Source organism: Duganella sp. Root198D2 (genome assembly GCF_001428585.1).
Lineage (GTDB): Bacteria > Pseudomonadota > Gammaproteobacteria > Burkholderiales > Burkholderiaceae_D > Rugamonas.
In genome coordinates this window covers 52022-64994 of sequence record NZ_LMIC01000015.1, presented here as the reverse complement: position 1 = coordinate 64994, position 12973 = coordinate 52022, and the positions used below count along the sequence as shown (strand labels likewise).

General features: G+C 62.8%; 16 protein-coding genes and 1 other RNA gene. 9 read left to right on the top strand and 8 right to left on the bottom strand.

What is annotated here, in order from left to right; translation table 11 throughout:
* Window positions 1-40 precede the first annotated feature (40 nt).
* The 6 genes from groES to ASE26_RS15750 form a co-directional block, all read right to left on the bottom strand.
* Window positions 41-331 (bottom strand): co-chaperone GroES, encoded by a 291-nt coding sequence (groES, locus tag ASE26_RS15775; protein ID WP_028101749.1) that lies wholly within the window; start codon window positions 329-331, stop codon window positions 41-43.
* 245 nt (window positions 332-576) lie between these two features.
* A complete protein-coding gene (gene pepA, locus ASE26_RS15770) occupies window positions 577-1389 on the bottom strand; it encodes a flocculation-associated PEP-CTERM protein PepA (RefSeq protein ID WP_055930251.1) in 813 nt (270 codons plus the stop codon).
* A gap of 325 nt (window positions 1390-1714) precedes the next feature.
* The gene (locus ASE26_RS15765; RefSeq protein WP_057246532.1) at window positions 1715-2608 is read right to left on the bottom strand and encodes a ThiF family adenylyltransferase; all 894 of its coding nucleotides are present in this window, start codon (window positions 2606-2608) and stop codon (window positions 1715-1717) included.
* Between the two features lie 3 nt (window positions 2609-2611).
* Window positions 2612-3352 carry an N-acetyltransferase gene (locus ASE26_RS15760; protein WP_229208161.1) on the bottom strand — a complete coding sequence of 247 codons (741 nt, stop codon included), beginning with the start codon at window positions 3350-3352 and terminating at the stop codon, window positions 2612-2614.
* Between the two features lie 199 nt (window positions 3353-3551).
* Window positions 3552-4946 (bottom strand): cell wall metabolism sensor histidine kinase WalK, encoded by a 1395-nt coding sequence (locus ASE26_RS15755; protein ID WP_057246531.1) that lies wholly within the window; start codon window positions 4944-4946, stop codon window positions 3552-3554.
* Window positions 4943-5623 (bottom strand): response regulator transcription factor, encoded by a 681-nt coding sequence (locus ASE26_RS15750; RefSeq protein ID WP_055931816.1) that lies wholly within the window; start codon window positions 5621-5623, stop codon window positions 4943-4945. Before ASE26_RS15750 ends, ASE26_RS15755 begins: the two co-directional genes overlap by 4 nt.
* A gap of 134 nt (window positions 5624-5757) precedes the next feature.
* On the opposite strand from ASE26_RS15750, the gene ASE26_RS31850 reads away from it, so the two are divergent.
* From ASE26_RS31850 to ASE26_RS15715, 8 genes are all read left to right on the top strand, one after another.
* A complete protein-coding gene (locus tag ASE26_RS31850) occupies window positions 5758-5883 on the top strand; it encodes a hypothetical protein (RefSeq protein ID WP_255357000.1) in 126 nt (41 codons plus the stop codon).
* Window positions 5884-5948: 65 nt separating this feature from the next.
* Entirely contained in the window at window positions 5949-6170 is a 222-nt protein-coding gene (locus ASE26_RS15740; protein WP_055930263.1) for a hypothetical protein, read from the top strand.
* Entirely contained in the window at window positions 6167-6469 is a 303-nt protein-coding gene (locus ASE26_RS15735; protein ID WP_055930266.1) for a cell division protein ZapA, read from the top strand. The genes ASE26_RS15740 and ASE26_RS15735 overlap by 4 nt, the downstream gene beginning before the upstream one ends.
* Before the next feature lie 57 nt (window positions 6470-6526).
* Window positions 6527-6707: non-coding RNA, 6S RNA (gene ssrS, locus ASE26_RS30005), on the top strand.
* Between the two features lie 65 nt (window positions 6708-6772).
* On the top strand, window positions 6773-7237 hold the full coding sequence (locus ASE26_RS15730) for an EVE domain-containing protein (protein WP_055930269.1): 465 nt from the start codon (window positions 6773-6775) through the stop codon (window positions 7235-7237).
* Window positions 7237-8040 (top strand): sulfite exporter TauE/SafE family protein, encoded by an 804-nt coding sequence (locus ASE26_RS15725; protein ID WP_055930272.1) that lies wholly within the window; start codon window positions 7237-7239, stop codon window positions 8038-8040. Before ASE26_RS15730 ends, ASE26_RS15725 begins: the two co-directional genes overlap by 1 nt.
* Window positions 8041-8070: 30 nt before the next feature.
* A complete protein-coding gene (locus ASE26_RS15720; RefSeq protein WP_055930275.1) occupies window positions 8071-8637 on the top strand; it encodes a chromate transporter in 567 nt (188 codons plus the stop codon).
* Complete coding sequence (locus tag ASE26_RS15715) at window positions 8634-9173, top strand: chromate transporter (RefSeq protein ID WP_055930278.1); 540 nt, start codon at window positions 8634-8636, stop codon at window positions 9171-9173. Before ASE26_RS15720 ends, ASE26_RS15715 begins: the two co-directional genes overlap by 4 nt.
* Here ASE26_RS15715 and lgt read toward each other — a convergent pair.
* Window positions 9138-9959 (bottom strand): prolipoprotein diacylglyceryl transferase, encoded by an 822-nt coding sequence (gene lgt, locus ASE26_RS15710; protein WP_055930281.1) that lies wholly within the window; start codon window positions 9957-9959, stop codon window positions 9138-9140. The two genes, ASE26_RS15715 and lgt, sit on opposite strands and share 36 nt — an antisense overlap.
* Window positions 9960-10868 (bottom strand): LysR family transcriptional regulator, encoded by a 909-nt coding sequence (locus ASE26_RS15705; protein WP_055930285.1) that lies wholly within the window; start codon window positions 10866-10868, stop codon window positions 9960-9962. It abuts the gene before it with no gap.
* A 90-nt stretch (window positions 10869-10958) separates the two neighbouring features.
* Between ASE26_RS15705 and ilvD the strand changes: the two genes are divergently transcribed.
* Window positions 10959-12824, top strand: coding sequence for a dihydroxy-acid dehydratase (gene ilvD, locus ASE26_RS15700; protein ID WP_055930288.1), 1866 nt, complete (start codon window positions 10959-10961; stop codon window positions 12822-12824).
* Window positions 12825-12973: the final 149 nt, after the last annotated feature.

The window sequence follows — 12973 nt, the reverse complement described above, 5'->3', positions numbered from 1 at the left end:
TGTTTTCTCCTGAATTCTGTCTATCTAGGGGGGGCTGTGATTACTTCTGTACCACGGCCATGATGTCTTCTTCGCGCATTACCAGCAGTTCCTGGCCGTCAACTTTAACGGCTTGGCCGGCGTATTTGCCGAACAGAACGCGGTCGCCCACTTTCACTTCCAGAGCACGCACGGTGCCGTTGTCAGCAACTTTGCCGTTGCCAACTGCCAGCACTTCACCCTGGTCTGGTTTCTCAGCAGCTGCATCAGGGATGATCAGGCCGGACGCGGTCTTGGTTTCCTGGTCCAGGCGTTTGACGATGACGCGGTCATGCAAAGGGCGAAGGTTCATACAAAACTCCTTTTACTCGGTTTATTGACAGTTGTTAGCACTCTCGGCTAACGAGTGCCAACAATTATAGGGACGACACTTTCCCTTTTCAAGGGAATTTCTTTGCGTTTGATCAAGCGTTGAATTGATGGCAATCATGCCAAGGAGGCAATGTCGTGGCGCGCGAGGGGCGGAGAGGGGGCAAAAGCGGGGGCTGGAAATGAAAATGGGACCGTTGCCGGTCCCATTTTCGTCATGCGTGGAGATTAACGCTGTTTGCGGCGATACACGCCAGCCATGCCGAGCAGGCCGATGCCGAGCAGGCCCAGCACGCCCGGTTCAGGGACGGGGGCGACGAAATCGAGGATGCCGCCTTCCTGGGTGATGGCAATGTCGAGGGCGTTGGTGCAGTCGACGGTATCGCAATCGACGCCTTGCGTGGTGTTGTTGAACGCCGCAAACGATGCGCTGTAGAACGGATCCGGGTCAAAGAAGTAGTCCTTGCCTTCCGCGGTCAGGAACCAGCTCATGGTGACGTTCTGGAACACGCCGCCGAGGTTGTCGATGCCGCCCACGCCGTTGTAGGCGAAGTCGGACCAGGCCAGCTGGGTTTGTGCGCCGGCGAAGTTCACCGAAGGATCGGTGCCGACCACCGCCTGGTTATAGGTATTGTCGTTGCCGACATCGGCCCACAGCTGCAGCGACAGGGCGGTCGGGGTGCAGGATACGCCCGGGCCAAGAATCCCGCTGCAAGTGAAGTCCTGGTGGAAGGTGGCGTACAAGCCGTAGTCGAAGTTGACGCGGGTATCGGCGGTCGAGACATTGTTCGAATTCAGGGAAAAGCCGCTGAAGACGATGTAGCCGTTGGACACGTAGTTGTTGCCCACGCCCGTATAGGCGACGCGCGCAGACGAAACGCCGTTGAGGGCGTCGGCCGTGAAGATATTGCCAGCAGGTGCCAGTCCGGTTGGGTTCACCTGGAAAGAAGGTGCAGCGGCTGCGCTGCCGGTCGCCAGCGCGCCAAACGCAAGCAGCATGCTGGCGGCGAGGCCGCGAACGCTAGGTGTGAGAATCTTCATTACATTTCTCCGTTGAGAGGATAGAGCACCAGTTTTGGGATGACTGAGCATTAAATTTGATCAGGCCATGATCCTTATCCAAAGCAATCCGTATGCCACATTTAAAATACCGCCAAAAAACAAACGCTTAGTATTAACTTTCAAACCATGTTGTTTGCGTTGCTCGGCCCGTTCTGTAAAATATTCCGACATGTAGCTTCTCAAAATTAAGTAGCAAATTCAACGACTTGGGTGATATATTTGGTGAGCATTCGCATGGTTTGATATTTTGTGTGACTTTTTATGTCGCGGGCAGCGTGAGTATTAATTTAAAATTAATCCATATTTATTTTGATTGCTCAGCCAGCATTGCCGAGAATTTGCGCTTGGCTAATTGGATCGCCAGCCAGTTCAAGGGGTGGCGATTGCCGCCCGGGCGCCAGGTATGGACGAACTTGTCGCGATAGGCGTCGTACTGGAAGCCATGCGGTGCGGCCAGCAGCTTGCCGCGCTTGAGCATCATCTTGATGGCCTGGGTGGCCGCCACGCCTGAGCACAGCTGGCAGGCCATCGAGGTCGAGGCGCCGCGCCGTTCCGCCAGGTTGATACCGCCGGGTACCAGGTAGCTGCGGTGCAGGGCGGTCGGCGCCAGTCCGACCAGGAAGCGGATTGCCATATCGAGCTCCGGCAAGTCGCCCCAGCCGAAGTATTCTTCGAAGCTCATCCCGCCGGGCACGAAGTTCAGGCCGGCCACGCTCATGCCCAGCGGCGCCGCACAGGTGGCCGGCACGCCCAGCGCCTCGCACATGGCATAGGTCTGCTTGCGCGCCTCGAAGGCGAAAAAGTCCAGCCCGTCGACGTACACGTCGGCACCTTGCAGGAAGTCGCGCAGGTTGCCCTGGTTGACCCCTTGCGGGAAGGTGCGGATCTTCACTTCGGGGTTGATGTCGCGCGCCATGCGTGCCATCACGTCAACCTTGGGCTGGCCCAGCGTCGACATGAAGGCGCCGGCCTGGCGGTTGAAGTTGGGGATGTCGAAGGTATCGAAGTCGGCCAGGTGGAAAGCGCCCACGCCCATGCGCGCCAGCGTCAGCAGGTGCACGCCGCCCACGCCGCCGGCGCCGGCAATCGCCACGCATTTGTTGCGCAGCGCTTCCTGCTCTGCCCCGGTAACCCAGCCGATATTGCGCGAGAACGCTTGCGCATAGTCGAAGCGGCGTTCGGTGTTGGATTCAGCCATGGCTTATTCCTGTTCCCGCAGCCGATGGATGATTCCCGCTTCTTCATGCTGCGAGAAGAACAGCGGATAGAAAGAACGTTCGTCGGAATCGGGCTGCCCGCCGAAGCGGCGGATCTGCTCCTTCATGTACGACAGTTCGATGTGCATCAGCACCCCGCGCACGTTGACGCGCGGATTGACCACCTCTTCGCCGAGCTGGCGGAAGCCAAGCATGCGCTGGTAGAACTGGCGATGGCGCGGCGTGACTTCGATGAACAGGACGTCGAAGCGGTGGATATCGTAGGCATACATGACGGCCAGGTGGATCAGTGCCGCCAGGTAGCTCTTCGATTTTGGCCCCATGTCGAAGGCCAGTTTGATGAATTCGCAGACGCGTTTGCCGCGCGCCCGGAAGGCGTCGATTTCGGCGCCGAACAGCTGGTCGGCCAGGATGCCGGACGGGCTGTCCAGCCCGAGGGTCAGCGTGCCGACTGCTTCGTCGCGGCTGTGCGCCATGAGCGTGACGCGGTTCGGGTCGTCGGTGAGTGCATGGGTGCCTTCCAGGCCACGCCAGGCGTACATCTTGTGAATCAGCATGCTCGCCTGGCTACGCCCTTCGGGCGTGTCGACTAATCTGATTCCGAAGGTGTTCTCCCCGGTGACGATGTCCTGCATCTCCGCCAGCAAGCGGTCATCGCGAAAAGGGTCGTCGGCGCGTGTGGCATCGAGCGCAGTGTCGACCCGTTCGACCTGCTTGTACTGCATAGTCCCTCCCAGCATAACTTGTCAGAATTTGTGGTCTTTTCGTAAATAAATAATGACAAGTTCAGCTTGCTATCGCAACGGCAGCTCATGCAAGCGTGCGCAGGGCAGGTGCGCGCCGGCGCCCGCTCTATGAACGAGAGGTGTTTAGCGTTTCCGGACGGTTATATTTCTTGGGAGCTTGATATGCCTGAATTGCTAGTCAGTTGTCGCTTGCGCCTGCCGGCAGGGACAGGCTGAAGGTGAGCTGGGCTGGCGTGCAGTCGGACAGGCGCAGTTCGCCGCCATGGGCGCGGGCGATTTCGCGCGCCAGCGCCAGGCCCAGTCCCACGCCCGCCACGCGGCGGTCATAGGCATGGCCGGCGCGGTAGAAGCGGTCGAACAGCCGGTCGCGCTGTTCGAAGGCGATGCCGGCCGAAGCGTTGGCCACGTCGATTTGCCAGCCGGTGCCGGTGCGGCGGGCGGCGATGGCGATCCAGCCCTCCGGCACGCCGTACTTGACCGCGTTGCTGACCAGGTTTTGCAGCACCTGCCGCAGCAGGTCGGCATCGCCCCGCGCATCCATGCGCGCCGGCAGGTCGAGCCGCAACGGGCGCTCGGGCGCCATCATGTCCAGGTCGTCGGCCAGCTCGCGCAGGATCGGCACCAGGTCGAGCGCCTGCAGCGGGATCTGCAGCTGGCCGGCATCGGCGCGCGACAGCATCAGCAGCTTGCGCACGACGTTGTCGAGGCGGCGCACTTCATCCAGCATGTCGGCCAGCGACTGTTCCAGTTCCGGGTAGGCGCCGGCCCGCTCGAAGGCGCGTTCCAGTTCGCCCTGCAGGATCGAGACCGGCGTGCGCAGCTCGTGCGCGGCATCGCCGGAAAAGCGGGCCGACTGCAGGAAGCTGCGCTCCAGCCGGTCCAGCATGTCATTGAAGACGGTGACCAGGCGTTCGAATTCCTGCACCTCTTCATCGGCCGCCACGCGCTGCCGCAAATCGCTGGCGCGGATGCGCTCCATCACGCCGCTCAAGTGCTCGATCGGGCGCATGGCGCGGCCGGCCAGGTACCAGGCCACGCCGCCGACCGCCAGGCAAAGCAGGATCACGGCGCCGCCAAAGCGCCAGATGGTGGCCTTCAGCTGGGCCTCGGACAAGGTGGTGTTCACGCCGAGTTGCACCACGACGCTGCCGCGCCGCGTCTGGCCGATGCGCCACTGCGTACCGCCGCCGTAGTAGGTGCGCAGTTCGCTGTCGGCAGCCTCCGGCACCAGCAGGGAAGCCGGCCAGTTCGGACTCCGGTAAAGCTGGCCTGCCTGGTCGTCCACGGCGCGCAGGATGGCGAAATTCTCCGTGCTTTCGATTGGCGCAAAGGCACTGAAGCTGGCGTTCAGGTGGGCATCGATCGAGGGCCATACTGTCGGCGATCTGGTGCTGAAACCGGGCCCCGCCAGGTGCGCTACCATCATGCGGTCCAGGATGCTGGCCCGGCGTGCGACGACAGCCAGGGCGGAGGCGATGAACAGCGCCGCAATGACGCCGACGGCCAGGCCGGTCGTGATCAGCGCAATGCGGATGCGGAAGGAGCGGATGAACGGCCGGCGCGCAGGCTTCATGCGTCGCCGTCCGGCTTGCGCAGGCGGTAGCCGACGCCGCGCACCGCTTCGATGGCGACGTGCTCGGGCAGGGCCAGTTTCTTGCGCAGGCGCTGGATGCAGACGTCGACCATATTGGTTTGCGGGTCGAAGTCGTAGCCCCAAACATGCTCGAGGATCTGGGTGCGGGTGTAGACCCGGCCCGGCGCGCGCATCAGGTATTCCATCAAATTGAATTCGCGGCTGGTCAGTTCGACTTCGCGGCCGTCGAGTTCCGCCACGCGCGTCAGCCGGTCCAGCTTGAGCGGGCCGGCCGTCAGCACGTTCTGCCGTTCGCCGCTGACACGGCGCAGCAGCGCGTGGATGCGGGCGACCAGTTCTTCCATGTAGAACGGCTTGGCCAGGTAATCGTCGGCGCCCAGGTTCAGGCCCTGGAGCCGGTCGTCGAGTTCATTGCGCGCTGTGAGCAGGATCACCGGCGTGTCGCGGCCGTCGCGGCGCAGCGCTTTCAGGATCGCCAGGCCGTCCCGGCCCGGCACCATGATGTCGAGCAGGATGATGTCGTACTGGCGTGACAGCGCGTAGTCATAGCCCAGGTTCCCATCTTCGCAATGGTCCACCAGGATGCCTTGTTCGCGCAATCCGCTGCATACAAAGCTCGCGATCCGCTGTTCGTCTTCTACCAGTAGGGCTTTCATCCCCAGCATTGTCTGGAAATGCCAAAGCGCCGTCAATGCGGGCGGCGCCCGATTACAGATTTGTAATCAAAGCGCGGGCCGTCCTGTCATTTTCGCCTGGTGTAATGGCGGGGTTCAATCACGGGAGACGGAACATGAGCCTCGGCATCTGGTTCAGGGAACTAGGCCATGACCTGGCCGATATTTGCGGCGCGTTCAAGGATGTGTGGATCGACATCGCGGCGGCGGCGCGGAAGATCGCAGGGCACGCTTACAAATGAGCTACAATCGTAAGCATCTATAACACCAAGTTGACCGCACAATCGTGCGGCTCTATAGTTTCGGGATGATCGCAGACTTCCAAGAACTTTCCGACAAAATCGACCGCCTTGCGGAACTCGCGCAGTCTTTGCGCCGCGAGAACGCTCAGTTGCGCCAGGCCAATGCAGCCCTGGTGGCCGATAACCTTGAATACCAACGCCGCCTCGGGGAAGCGCACGCCCGCGTAATGGCGCTGCTGGATAAAATTCCCGCTGCCGAAGCAGATACTCCTGAGGATGCCCAATGATCCATGTCGACGTGACCATCATGGGCCAGCCCTACAAGCTGGCATGCAAGGCCGATGAAGAGCGCGCGCTGCGCGAAGCGGCCAACCTGCTCGACAAAAAGATGAATGCAATCCGCGACGCCGGCAAGATCAAGGGCAATGACCGCATCGCCGTGATGGCGGCGCTGGGCATGGCGGCTGAATTCCTGGCATCGAAGACTGCCAACGGCGGCCCGTCCATGCTGGAGGTGCAGGAGAAGCTGGGCGCCATGCACAAGGTGCTCGACAATGCGCTGACGCCGCAAGAGAATCTCTTCTAATCTCCAAAAATTGTCTTAAAGGCCTTTCCCGCAAAACGTTTGAGGAGTAAACTTCGTGTCACCCTGCGGTGTTCGAGATTTGCCATATATTCCTTGAACCATTTACATGCATCGGTTGCGGAAATTTGTTCGGCGGGCGTGAGCGTCACTTGTCTGATGAACCCGAAGTTGAACTAACTGCAACCACCTTGAACCGTAAGGTTCGGGATGCCGGCATAACGGCACAGGCGGGGCCTCATTCCATAAAAGCGGTTGCCTGCACCTGAGGGTGCGCAACCGTTTTTTTACGCCCAGAGGAGAGCCATGCAATATTGGTTGATGAAGTCTGAGCCCGACGAGGTCAGCATCGACGACGTCATGTCTGCCAAAAGCAGGACGATGCCGTGGTTCGGTGTGCGCAACTACCAGGCCCGCAACTTCATGCGCGATGCGATGAAGCCGGGCGACGGCGTCCTGTTCTACCATTCCTCCTGTCCCGAGCCTGGCATTGCCGGCATCGCGGAAGTGGCCAGCGGGCCTTATCCCGATGCCACCCAGTTCGATCCCAAGAGCCATTACTACGATGCGAAGGCGACGCAGGAGCAGCCGCGCTGGATTTCCGTCGATGTGAAAGGCGTGCGCAAGACGCGCCTGCTGTCGCTGGCCGAAATGCGCTCGCTGCCGCAGCTTGAGGACATGGTGGTGCTGCAAAAAGGCAGCCGCCTGTCGATCACGCCGGTCACGCCGGCCCAGTGGAAGCATGTGATGGCGCTGCTGAAGGGCGATTGATGGATTGGAGCCTGGTCGGCCTCCTGCTCCTGATGGGGGCCGGGGGCGGATACGCAGCTGGTTTGCTGGGAATTGGCGGCGGCATGGTGCTGGTTCCCTTCATTACCATGATCTTCACGGCCAAGGGCTTTCCACCCGCGCTGGTGGTGCACATGGCGATTGCGACCTCGCTGGCCACGATCATGTTTACCTCCATGTCTTCGGTACGGGCGCACCACCGGCACGGCGCGGTGCAGTGGCGCATTGTGGCGCTGCTGGCGCCGGGCATCGTGATCGGCTCGTGGATCGGGCCCTGGATCGGCAAGCAGATGAATACTTCCGCGTTGTCGCTGCTGTTTGCGCTGTTCGTGGCATTCTCCGCGGCGCAGATGCTGCGCAACAAAAAGCCTTCGGCCGGGCGTGAACTGCCTGGCACGGCGGGCATGTTCGCTGCCGGTGGCGCGATCGGCACCATGGCGGGGCTGGTCGGTGCCGGGGGCGGGTTTATCTCGGTGCCGTTCATGGCGTGGTGTAATGTGCGTATTCACCAGGCGGTGGCAACCAGCGCCGCGCTGGGCTTCCCGATCGCGCTGTCGGGCACCTTGTCGAATATTTACTACGGCTGGTCGGAGCCGGGCTTGCCGCAGCATTCGCTGGGCTTCGTCTACCTGCCGGCGCTGGCGGTGATCGTGGCTGCCAGCGTGATCATGGCGCCGCTTGGCGCGCGCATGGCACACAAGATGGACGTGGCGGCGCTCAAGCGGGTCTTTGCCGTGGTGCTGTTTGCACTGGCGGGCTATATGTTCTATCACGCATTCGCCTGAGGGAATGCGCGGCGCAGTAAGGGGGATGCGATGCAGGATGCACGGGTAGGATGCTGGGCGCTGTTCAAGGTTTTCTCGCACATGGCGATACAGGGATTCGGCGGCGTGCTGCCGTTTGCCTACCGCCACCTGGTCGAACGCACGCAGTGGCTGACGGCCGCCGAATTCGGCCAGCTCCTCAGCATCGCACAGCTCCTGCCAGGCCCCACCATCTGCAACCTGTCCGTCATGGTCGGCCAGCGCTATGCCGGCGTGGCGGGCGGCTTCTCGGCGCTGGCTGGGCTCCTGCTCGGCCCGTTTTTCATCGTCATCGCGCTGGGGGCTGCTTACCAGGGCCTGGCCCACCATCCAATCTTCGTCAACGCCATGCGCGGGATGGCTGCCGCTGCGTCGGGGCTGATCCTCGCTACCGCGCTGAAGCTGGCGCTCGGCATGTTGCGCGGCACTGCCTTGCGCGCGCGCCGGGCGGTCCAGGTCGCGCTGCTGGCGGCGGCCTTTGTCGGCCTTGGCGTGGCGAAGGTTGGGCTGATCACGGTCGTGGCCACGCTGGTGCCGATCGGCTTCCTGCTGTTTGCCTTTGTCTGGAGGAAGCCATGAACGACGACGTCAAACTGGGCGGCCTCGCCTGGCACCTGGCGCTGCTGTCGCTAACGGCAATCGGCGGCGGGGTGGTGCTGGTGGCGCCGGATGTGCACCATTACGTCTCGGTGCAGAACCATTGGCTGACGGACGAACAGTTCGCGGCCATGTACGCGCTGGCGCAAGCTGCGCCCGGCCCGAACCTGCTGTTCGTGACGCTGATCGGCTGGATGGTCAAGGGCTGGCTGGGCGCGGTCGTGGTGACGCTGGCGGCGATTGTGCCTTCGTCCTGCCTGGTGCTGGCGCTGGGGACGGTGATCAACCGCCATGGCGGCGGGGAAGGGCGCTGGGCCGGTGCGCTGCGCGATGCGCTGGCGCCGCTGGCGGCCGGCATGCTGGCCGGCGCCGCGTGGACCTTCCTGAGTGTGGCCGGCGCCGGGTGGCGCGGCATCGTGCTGGCGCTGGCCGCCGCAGCGGCGGCCTATGCGACCAAATTGAATCCCTTGTGGCTGATTGCCTCAGGCGCGCTGGCCGGCGCTATCGGGCTGGTTTGAGCGGTAGGCCCACACCAGCATGATGATGGCGCCGACGATCATCGGCAGCGACAGCATCTGGCCCGAGGTGACCGGCAGGCCGGCTACGGTGATTTCCCAGTCCGGGGTGCGGAACCACTCGGTGAAGAAACGCGCGCAGCCATACAGCAGCACATACAGGGCGCCGACCGCCAGGCGTGGGCGGGCCTTGCGGGCGAATGGCCACAGGATGCAGAACACCAGGATGCCGTCGACCAGCATCTGGTAGATGGCCGAAGGGTGGCGCGGCATCGGGCCCACATTCGGGTAGATCATCGCCCAGGGCAGGCTTGGATCGCTGACCACGCGGCCCGGCAGCTCGGCATTGATGAAGTTGCCCATGCGGCCGGCGGCATAACCGAGCGGTACCAGCGGCGCGATGAAGTCATACACGTCCAGCAGGTTGCGCTTGCGTTTGCGCGCCCACAGCGCCATGCCGATCAACACGCCGAGGAAGCCGCCGTGGAAGCTCATGCCGCCTTCCCACACTTTGAAGATGCGCAGTGGCGTCAGCAGCATTTCCGGCTGGTAGAAGAATACTTCGCCCAGGCGTCCGCCGACGATCACACCCAGCATGCCGTAGAACAGCATGTCGTCCAGGTCTTCCTTGGTCCAGCCTTGCGCGGCGATATGCGGCAGCTTGATGCGCAGGCGGCCAAGCCCGATGAACATGGCAAAAGCCAGGACGTACATCAGGCCATACCAGTGGATCGCCACAGGACCCAGGTGGATGGCGACCGGATCGGGCATTGGATGCATTAACGGCATTCAGATTCTCTTTCTCATTAATTCCAAAAAGCCGCGCAGCACGGGCGAGGCATTGTCGCGCCGCCAGGCCAGGCCGGTTTCCACCAGCGGCGTGCTCTGGACCAGGGGCAGGTACTCCACCCCGGGGCGGCGCAAATTCGACACGGATTGTGGCACAAGTGCGATACCCATGCCAGCCGATACCAGGCTGACGATGGTCTGCATCTGGATCGCTTCCTGCGCCACCTCGGCGGTGATGCCGGCATCGCGGAACACCGACAGGATGGCGTCGTACAGCCCGGGCGAGATATGGCGCGGAAAAATGATCAGCGGCAGGCCGGCCAGCTTGCGCAGATCGGCGGCGCCGGTGCGCTTGCCTGCATGCGCCACGGCCGGCAGTCCCGCAGGCGCGGCCAGCACCAGCGGCTCGCTCAGCACGGGCAGGTATTCCAGTTCCTGGCGGGCGCGGTCGGGCAGGGGAGGGATCAGCAGGCCGGCATCGACCCGGCCTTCCAGCAGGTCGTCGAGCTGCAGGTCGGACGTGGCCTCCTTCAGCGTGATTTCGACTTGCGGGTATTCAGCGCGATAGGCGCGCAGGGTAGGCGGCAGCACGCTGTAGTCGGCAGAGGACACGAAAGCCAGCGACAGCCGCCCGCTGGCGCCGGTGGCGGCGCGCTGCACCAGCGCCGCCAGCCCGGCCGATTGTTCGAGCAGGCGGCGCGCCTCCGGCAGCAGGGCTTCGCCGGCAGCCGTCAGCGCCACGCCGCGCCGGTTACGCTCGAACAGCGGTGCGCCCAGCATCTCTTCCAGCGCCATGATGGTTTGCGACAGCGGCGGCTGGGTCATATGCAGGCGGCGCGCAGCACGGCCGAAATGCAGCTCCTCGGCGACGGTGGCGAAGTAGCGCAGCTGGCGAAGTTCGATATTCATTCGCAAAGCATATCACAGCAGTGCATATCATATATTTGACAACTCGCCATGGGCGAGGCACCCTAGGACTCTTACTGAGGAGACCCCGCCATGCCGCAATACCGTTCCTACACCACCACCCAAGGCCGCAATATGGCAGGCGCTCGCGCCCTGTGGCGTGCCACCGGCATGAAGGACGGCGATTTCAATAAACCGATCATCGCCGTGGTCAACTCCTTCACCCAGTTCGTACCGGGCCACGTCCACCTGAAAGACCTGGGCCAGCTGGTCGCGCGCGAGATTGAAGCAGCCGGCGGCGTGGCCAAGGAATTCAACACCATCGCAGTCGACGACGGCATCGCCATGGGCCACGGCGGCATGCTGTACTCGCTGCCCTCGCGCGACCTGATCGCCGACTCGGTGGAATACATGGTCAACGCCCACTGCGCCGACGCCATGGTCTGCATTTCCAACTGCGACAAGATCACGCCCGGCATGCTGATGGCTGCCATGCGCCTGAATATCCCGGCAGTCTTCGTCTCCGGCGGCCCGATGGAAGCGGGCAAGGTGGTCAAGGCTGTCAACGGCGGCGAAAAGATCATCAAGCTGGACCTGGTCGACGCCATGATCAAGGCCGGCGACAGCAGCGTATCCGATGCCGACGTGGCGGAAATCGAGCGTTCGGCCTGTCCGACCTGCGGTTCCTGCTCCGGCATGTTCACTGCCAACTCGATGAATTGCCTGACCGAAGCGCTGGGCCTGTCCTTGCCTGGCAACGGCACCATCGTCGCCACCCACAGCGACCGCAAGGAACTGTTCCTGCGCGCCGGCCGCCTGATCGTGGAGCTGGCCAAGCGCCACTACGAACAGGATGATTACACCGTGCTGCCGCGCTCCATCGCCAGCAAGGAAGCGTTCGAGAACGCGATGGCACTGGACGTATCGATGGGCGGCTCCACCAACACCGTGCTGCACCTGCTGGCTGCTGCGCACGAAGCTGGCGTGTTGTTCACCATGGCCGACATCGACCGTATCTCGCGCAAGGTACCTTGCCTGTGCAAGGTGGCGCCAATGACCGACAAATTCCACATCGAAGACGTGCACCGCGCAGGCGGCATCATTTCCATCCTGGGCGAACTGGCGCGCGCCGGCCTGCTGGACACCACCCAGCACACCGTGCACAGCCCGACCATGGGCGACGCCATCGAAAAGTACGACATCAAGCGCAGCGACGACGCAGCGGTGCACCAGCTGTTCCGTGCAGCGCCGGGCGGCGTACCGACCCAGGTGGCGTTCTCGCAATCCGAACGCTACGCCTCCTCAGACCTGGACCGCAGCACCGGCTGCATCCGCGACCTGGAACACGCTTACTCGAAGGACGGCGGCCTGGCAGTCCTGTACGGGAACATCGCGGAAAAGGGCTGTATCGTGAAAACCGCCGGCGTCGATGAATCGATCCTGAAATTCAGCGGCAAGGCACGCGTATTCGAAAGCCAGGACGCAGCGGTGGAAGGCATCCTGGGCGATTCCGTGCACGAAGGGGACGTCGTCATCATTCGCTACGAAGGCCCGAAAGGCGGCCCGGGCATGCAGGAGATGCTGTACCCGACTTCGTACATCAAATCGAAAGGCCTGGGCAAGGCCTGCGCGCTGTTCACCGACGGCCGCTTTTCGGGCGGCTCGTCCGGCCTGGTGATCGGCCACGCCTCGCCGGAAGCGGCGGAAGGCGGCGCGATCGGCCTGGTGGAAGAGGGCGACATGATCGACATCGACATCCCATCGCGCACCATCAACCTGCGCGTAACGCCGGATACGCTGGCAGCGCGCCGTGCCGCAATGGAAGCGCGCGGCGCCGACGCCTGGAAACCGGAGAATCGGGAGCGCTACGTCTCGCAAGCCCTGCAAGCCTACGCCGCGCTGACCACCTCCGCCGACCGCGGCGCAGTACGCGACCTCAGCCAGCTCGCGCGTAAGTAATTAAAAGTCGGGGTCAGCTCCGGCAATCGGACAGAATGTCCGATTGCCGGAGCTGACCCCGACTTTCATCTGCTGTAGTTAAGGTGGTATTGGGCTGGGGTGAGGTTGGTCAGGTCCTTGAACATGCGGCGCATGCCTGAGTCGCTGCT

Bases quoted from the DNA above. Each gene is read 5' to 3' on its own strand.
- groES (WP_028101749.1), bottom strand. From the start codon at position 331: ATGAACCTTCGCCCTTTGCATGACCGCGTCATCGTCAAACGCCTGGAC.
- pepA (WP_055930251.1), bottom strand. From the start codon at position 1,389: ATGAAGATTCTCACACCTAGCGTTCGCGGCCTCGCCGCCAGCATGCTG.
- ASE26_RS15765 (WP_057246532.1), bottom strand. From the start codon at position 2,608: ATGGCTGAATCCAACACCGAACGCCGCTTCGACTATGCGCAAGCGTTC.
- ASE26_RS15760 (WP_229208161.1), bottom strand. From the start codon at position 3,352: ATGCAGTACAAGCAGGTCGAACGGGTCGACACTGCGCTCGATGCCACA.
- ASE26_RS15755 (WP_057246531.1), bottom strand. From the start codon at position 4,946: ATGAAGCCTGCGCGCCGGCCGTTCATCCGCTCCTTCCGCATCCGCATT.
- ASE26_RS15750 (WP_055931816.1), bottom strand. From the start codon at position 5,623: ATGAAAGCCCTACTGGTAGAAGACGAACAGCGGATCGCGAGCTTTGTA.
- ASE26_RS31850 (WP_255357000.1), top strand. From the start codon at position 5,758: ATGAGCCTCGGCATCTGGTTCAGGGAACTAGGCCATGACCTGGCCGAT.
- ASE26_RS15740 (WP_055930263.1), top strand. From the start codon at position 5,949: ATGATCGCAGACTTCCAAGAACTTTCCGACAAAATCGACCGCCTTGCG.
- ASE26_RS15735 (WP_055930266.1), top strand. From the start codon at position 6,167: ATGATCCATGTCGACGTGACCATCATGGGCCAGCCCTACAAGCTGGCA.
- ASE26_RS15730 (WP_055930269.1), top strand. From the start codon at position 6,773: ATGCAATATTGGTTGATGAAGTCTGAGCCCGACGAGGTCAGCATCGAC.
- ASE26_RS15725 (WP_055930272.1), top strand. From the start codon at position 7,237: ATGGATTGGAGCCTGGTCGGCCTCCTGCTCCTGATGGGGGCCGGGGGC.
- ASE26_RS15720 (WP_055930275.1), top strand. From the start codon at position 8,071: ATGCAGGATGCACGGGTAGGATGCTGGGCGCTGTTCAAGGTTTTCTCG.
- ASE26_RS15715 (WP_055930278.1), top strand. From the start codon at position 8,634: ATGAACGACGACGTCAAACTGGGCGGCCTCGCCTGGCACCTGGCGCTG.
- lgt (WP_055930281.1), bottom strand. From the start codon at position 9,959: ATGCCGTTAATGCATCCAATGCCCGATCCGGTCGCCATCCACCTGGGT.
- ASE26_RS15705 (WP_055930285.1), bottom strand. From the start codon at position 10,868: ATGAATATCGAACTTCGCCAGCTGCGCTACTTCGCCACCGTCGCCGAG.
- ilvD (WP_055930288.1), top strand. From the start codon at position 10,959: ATGCCGCAATACCGTTCCTACACCACCACCCAAGGCCGCAATATGGCA.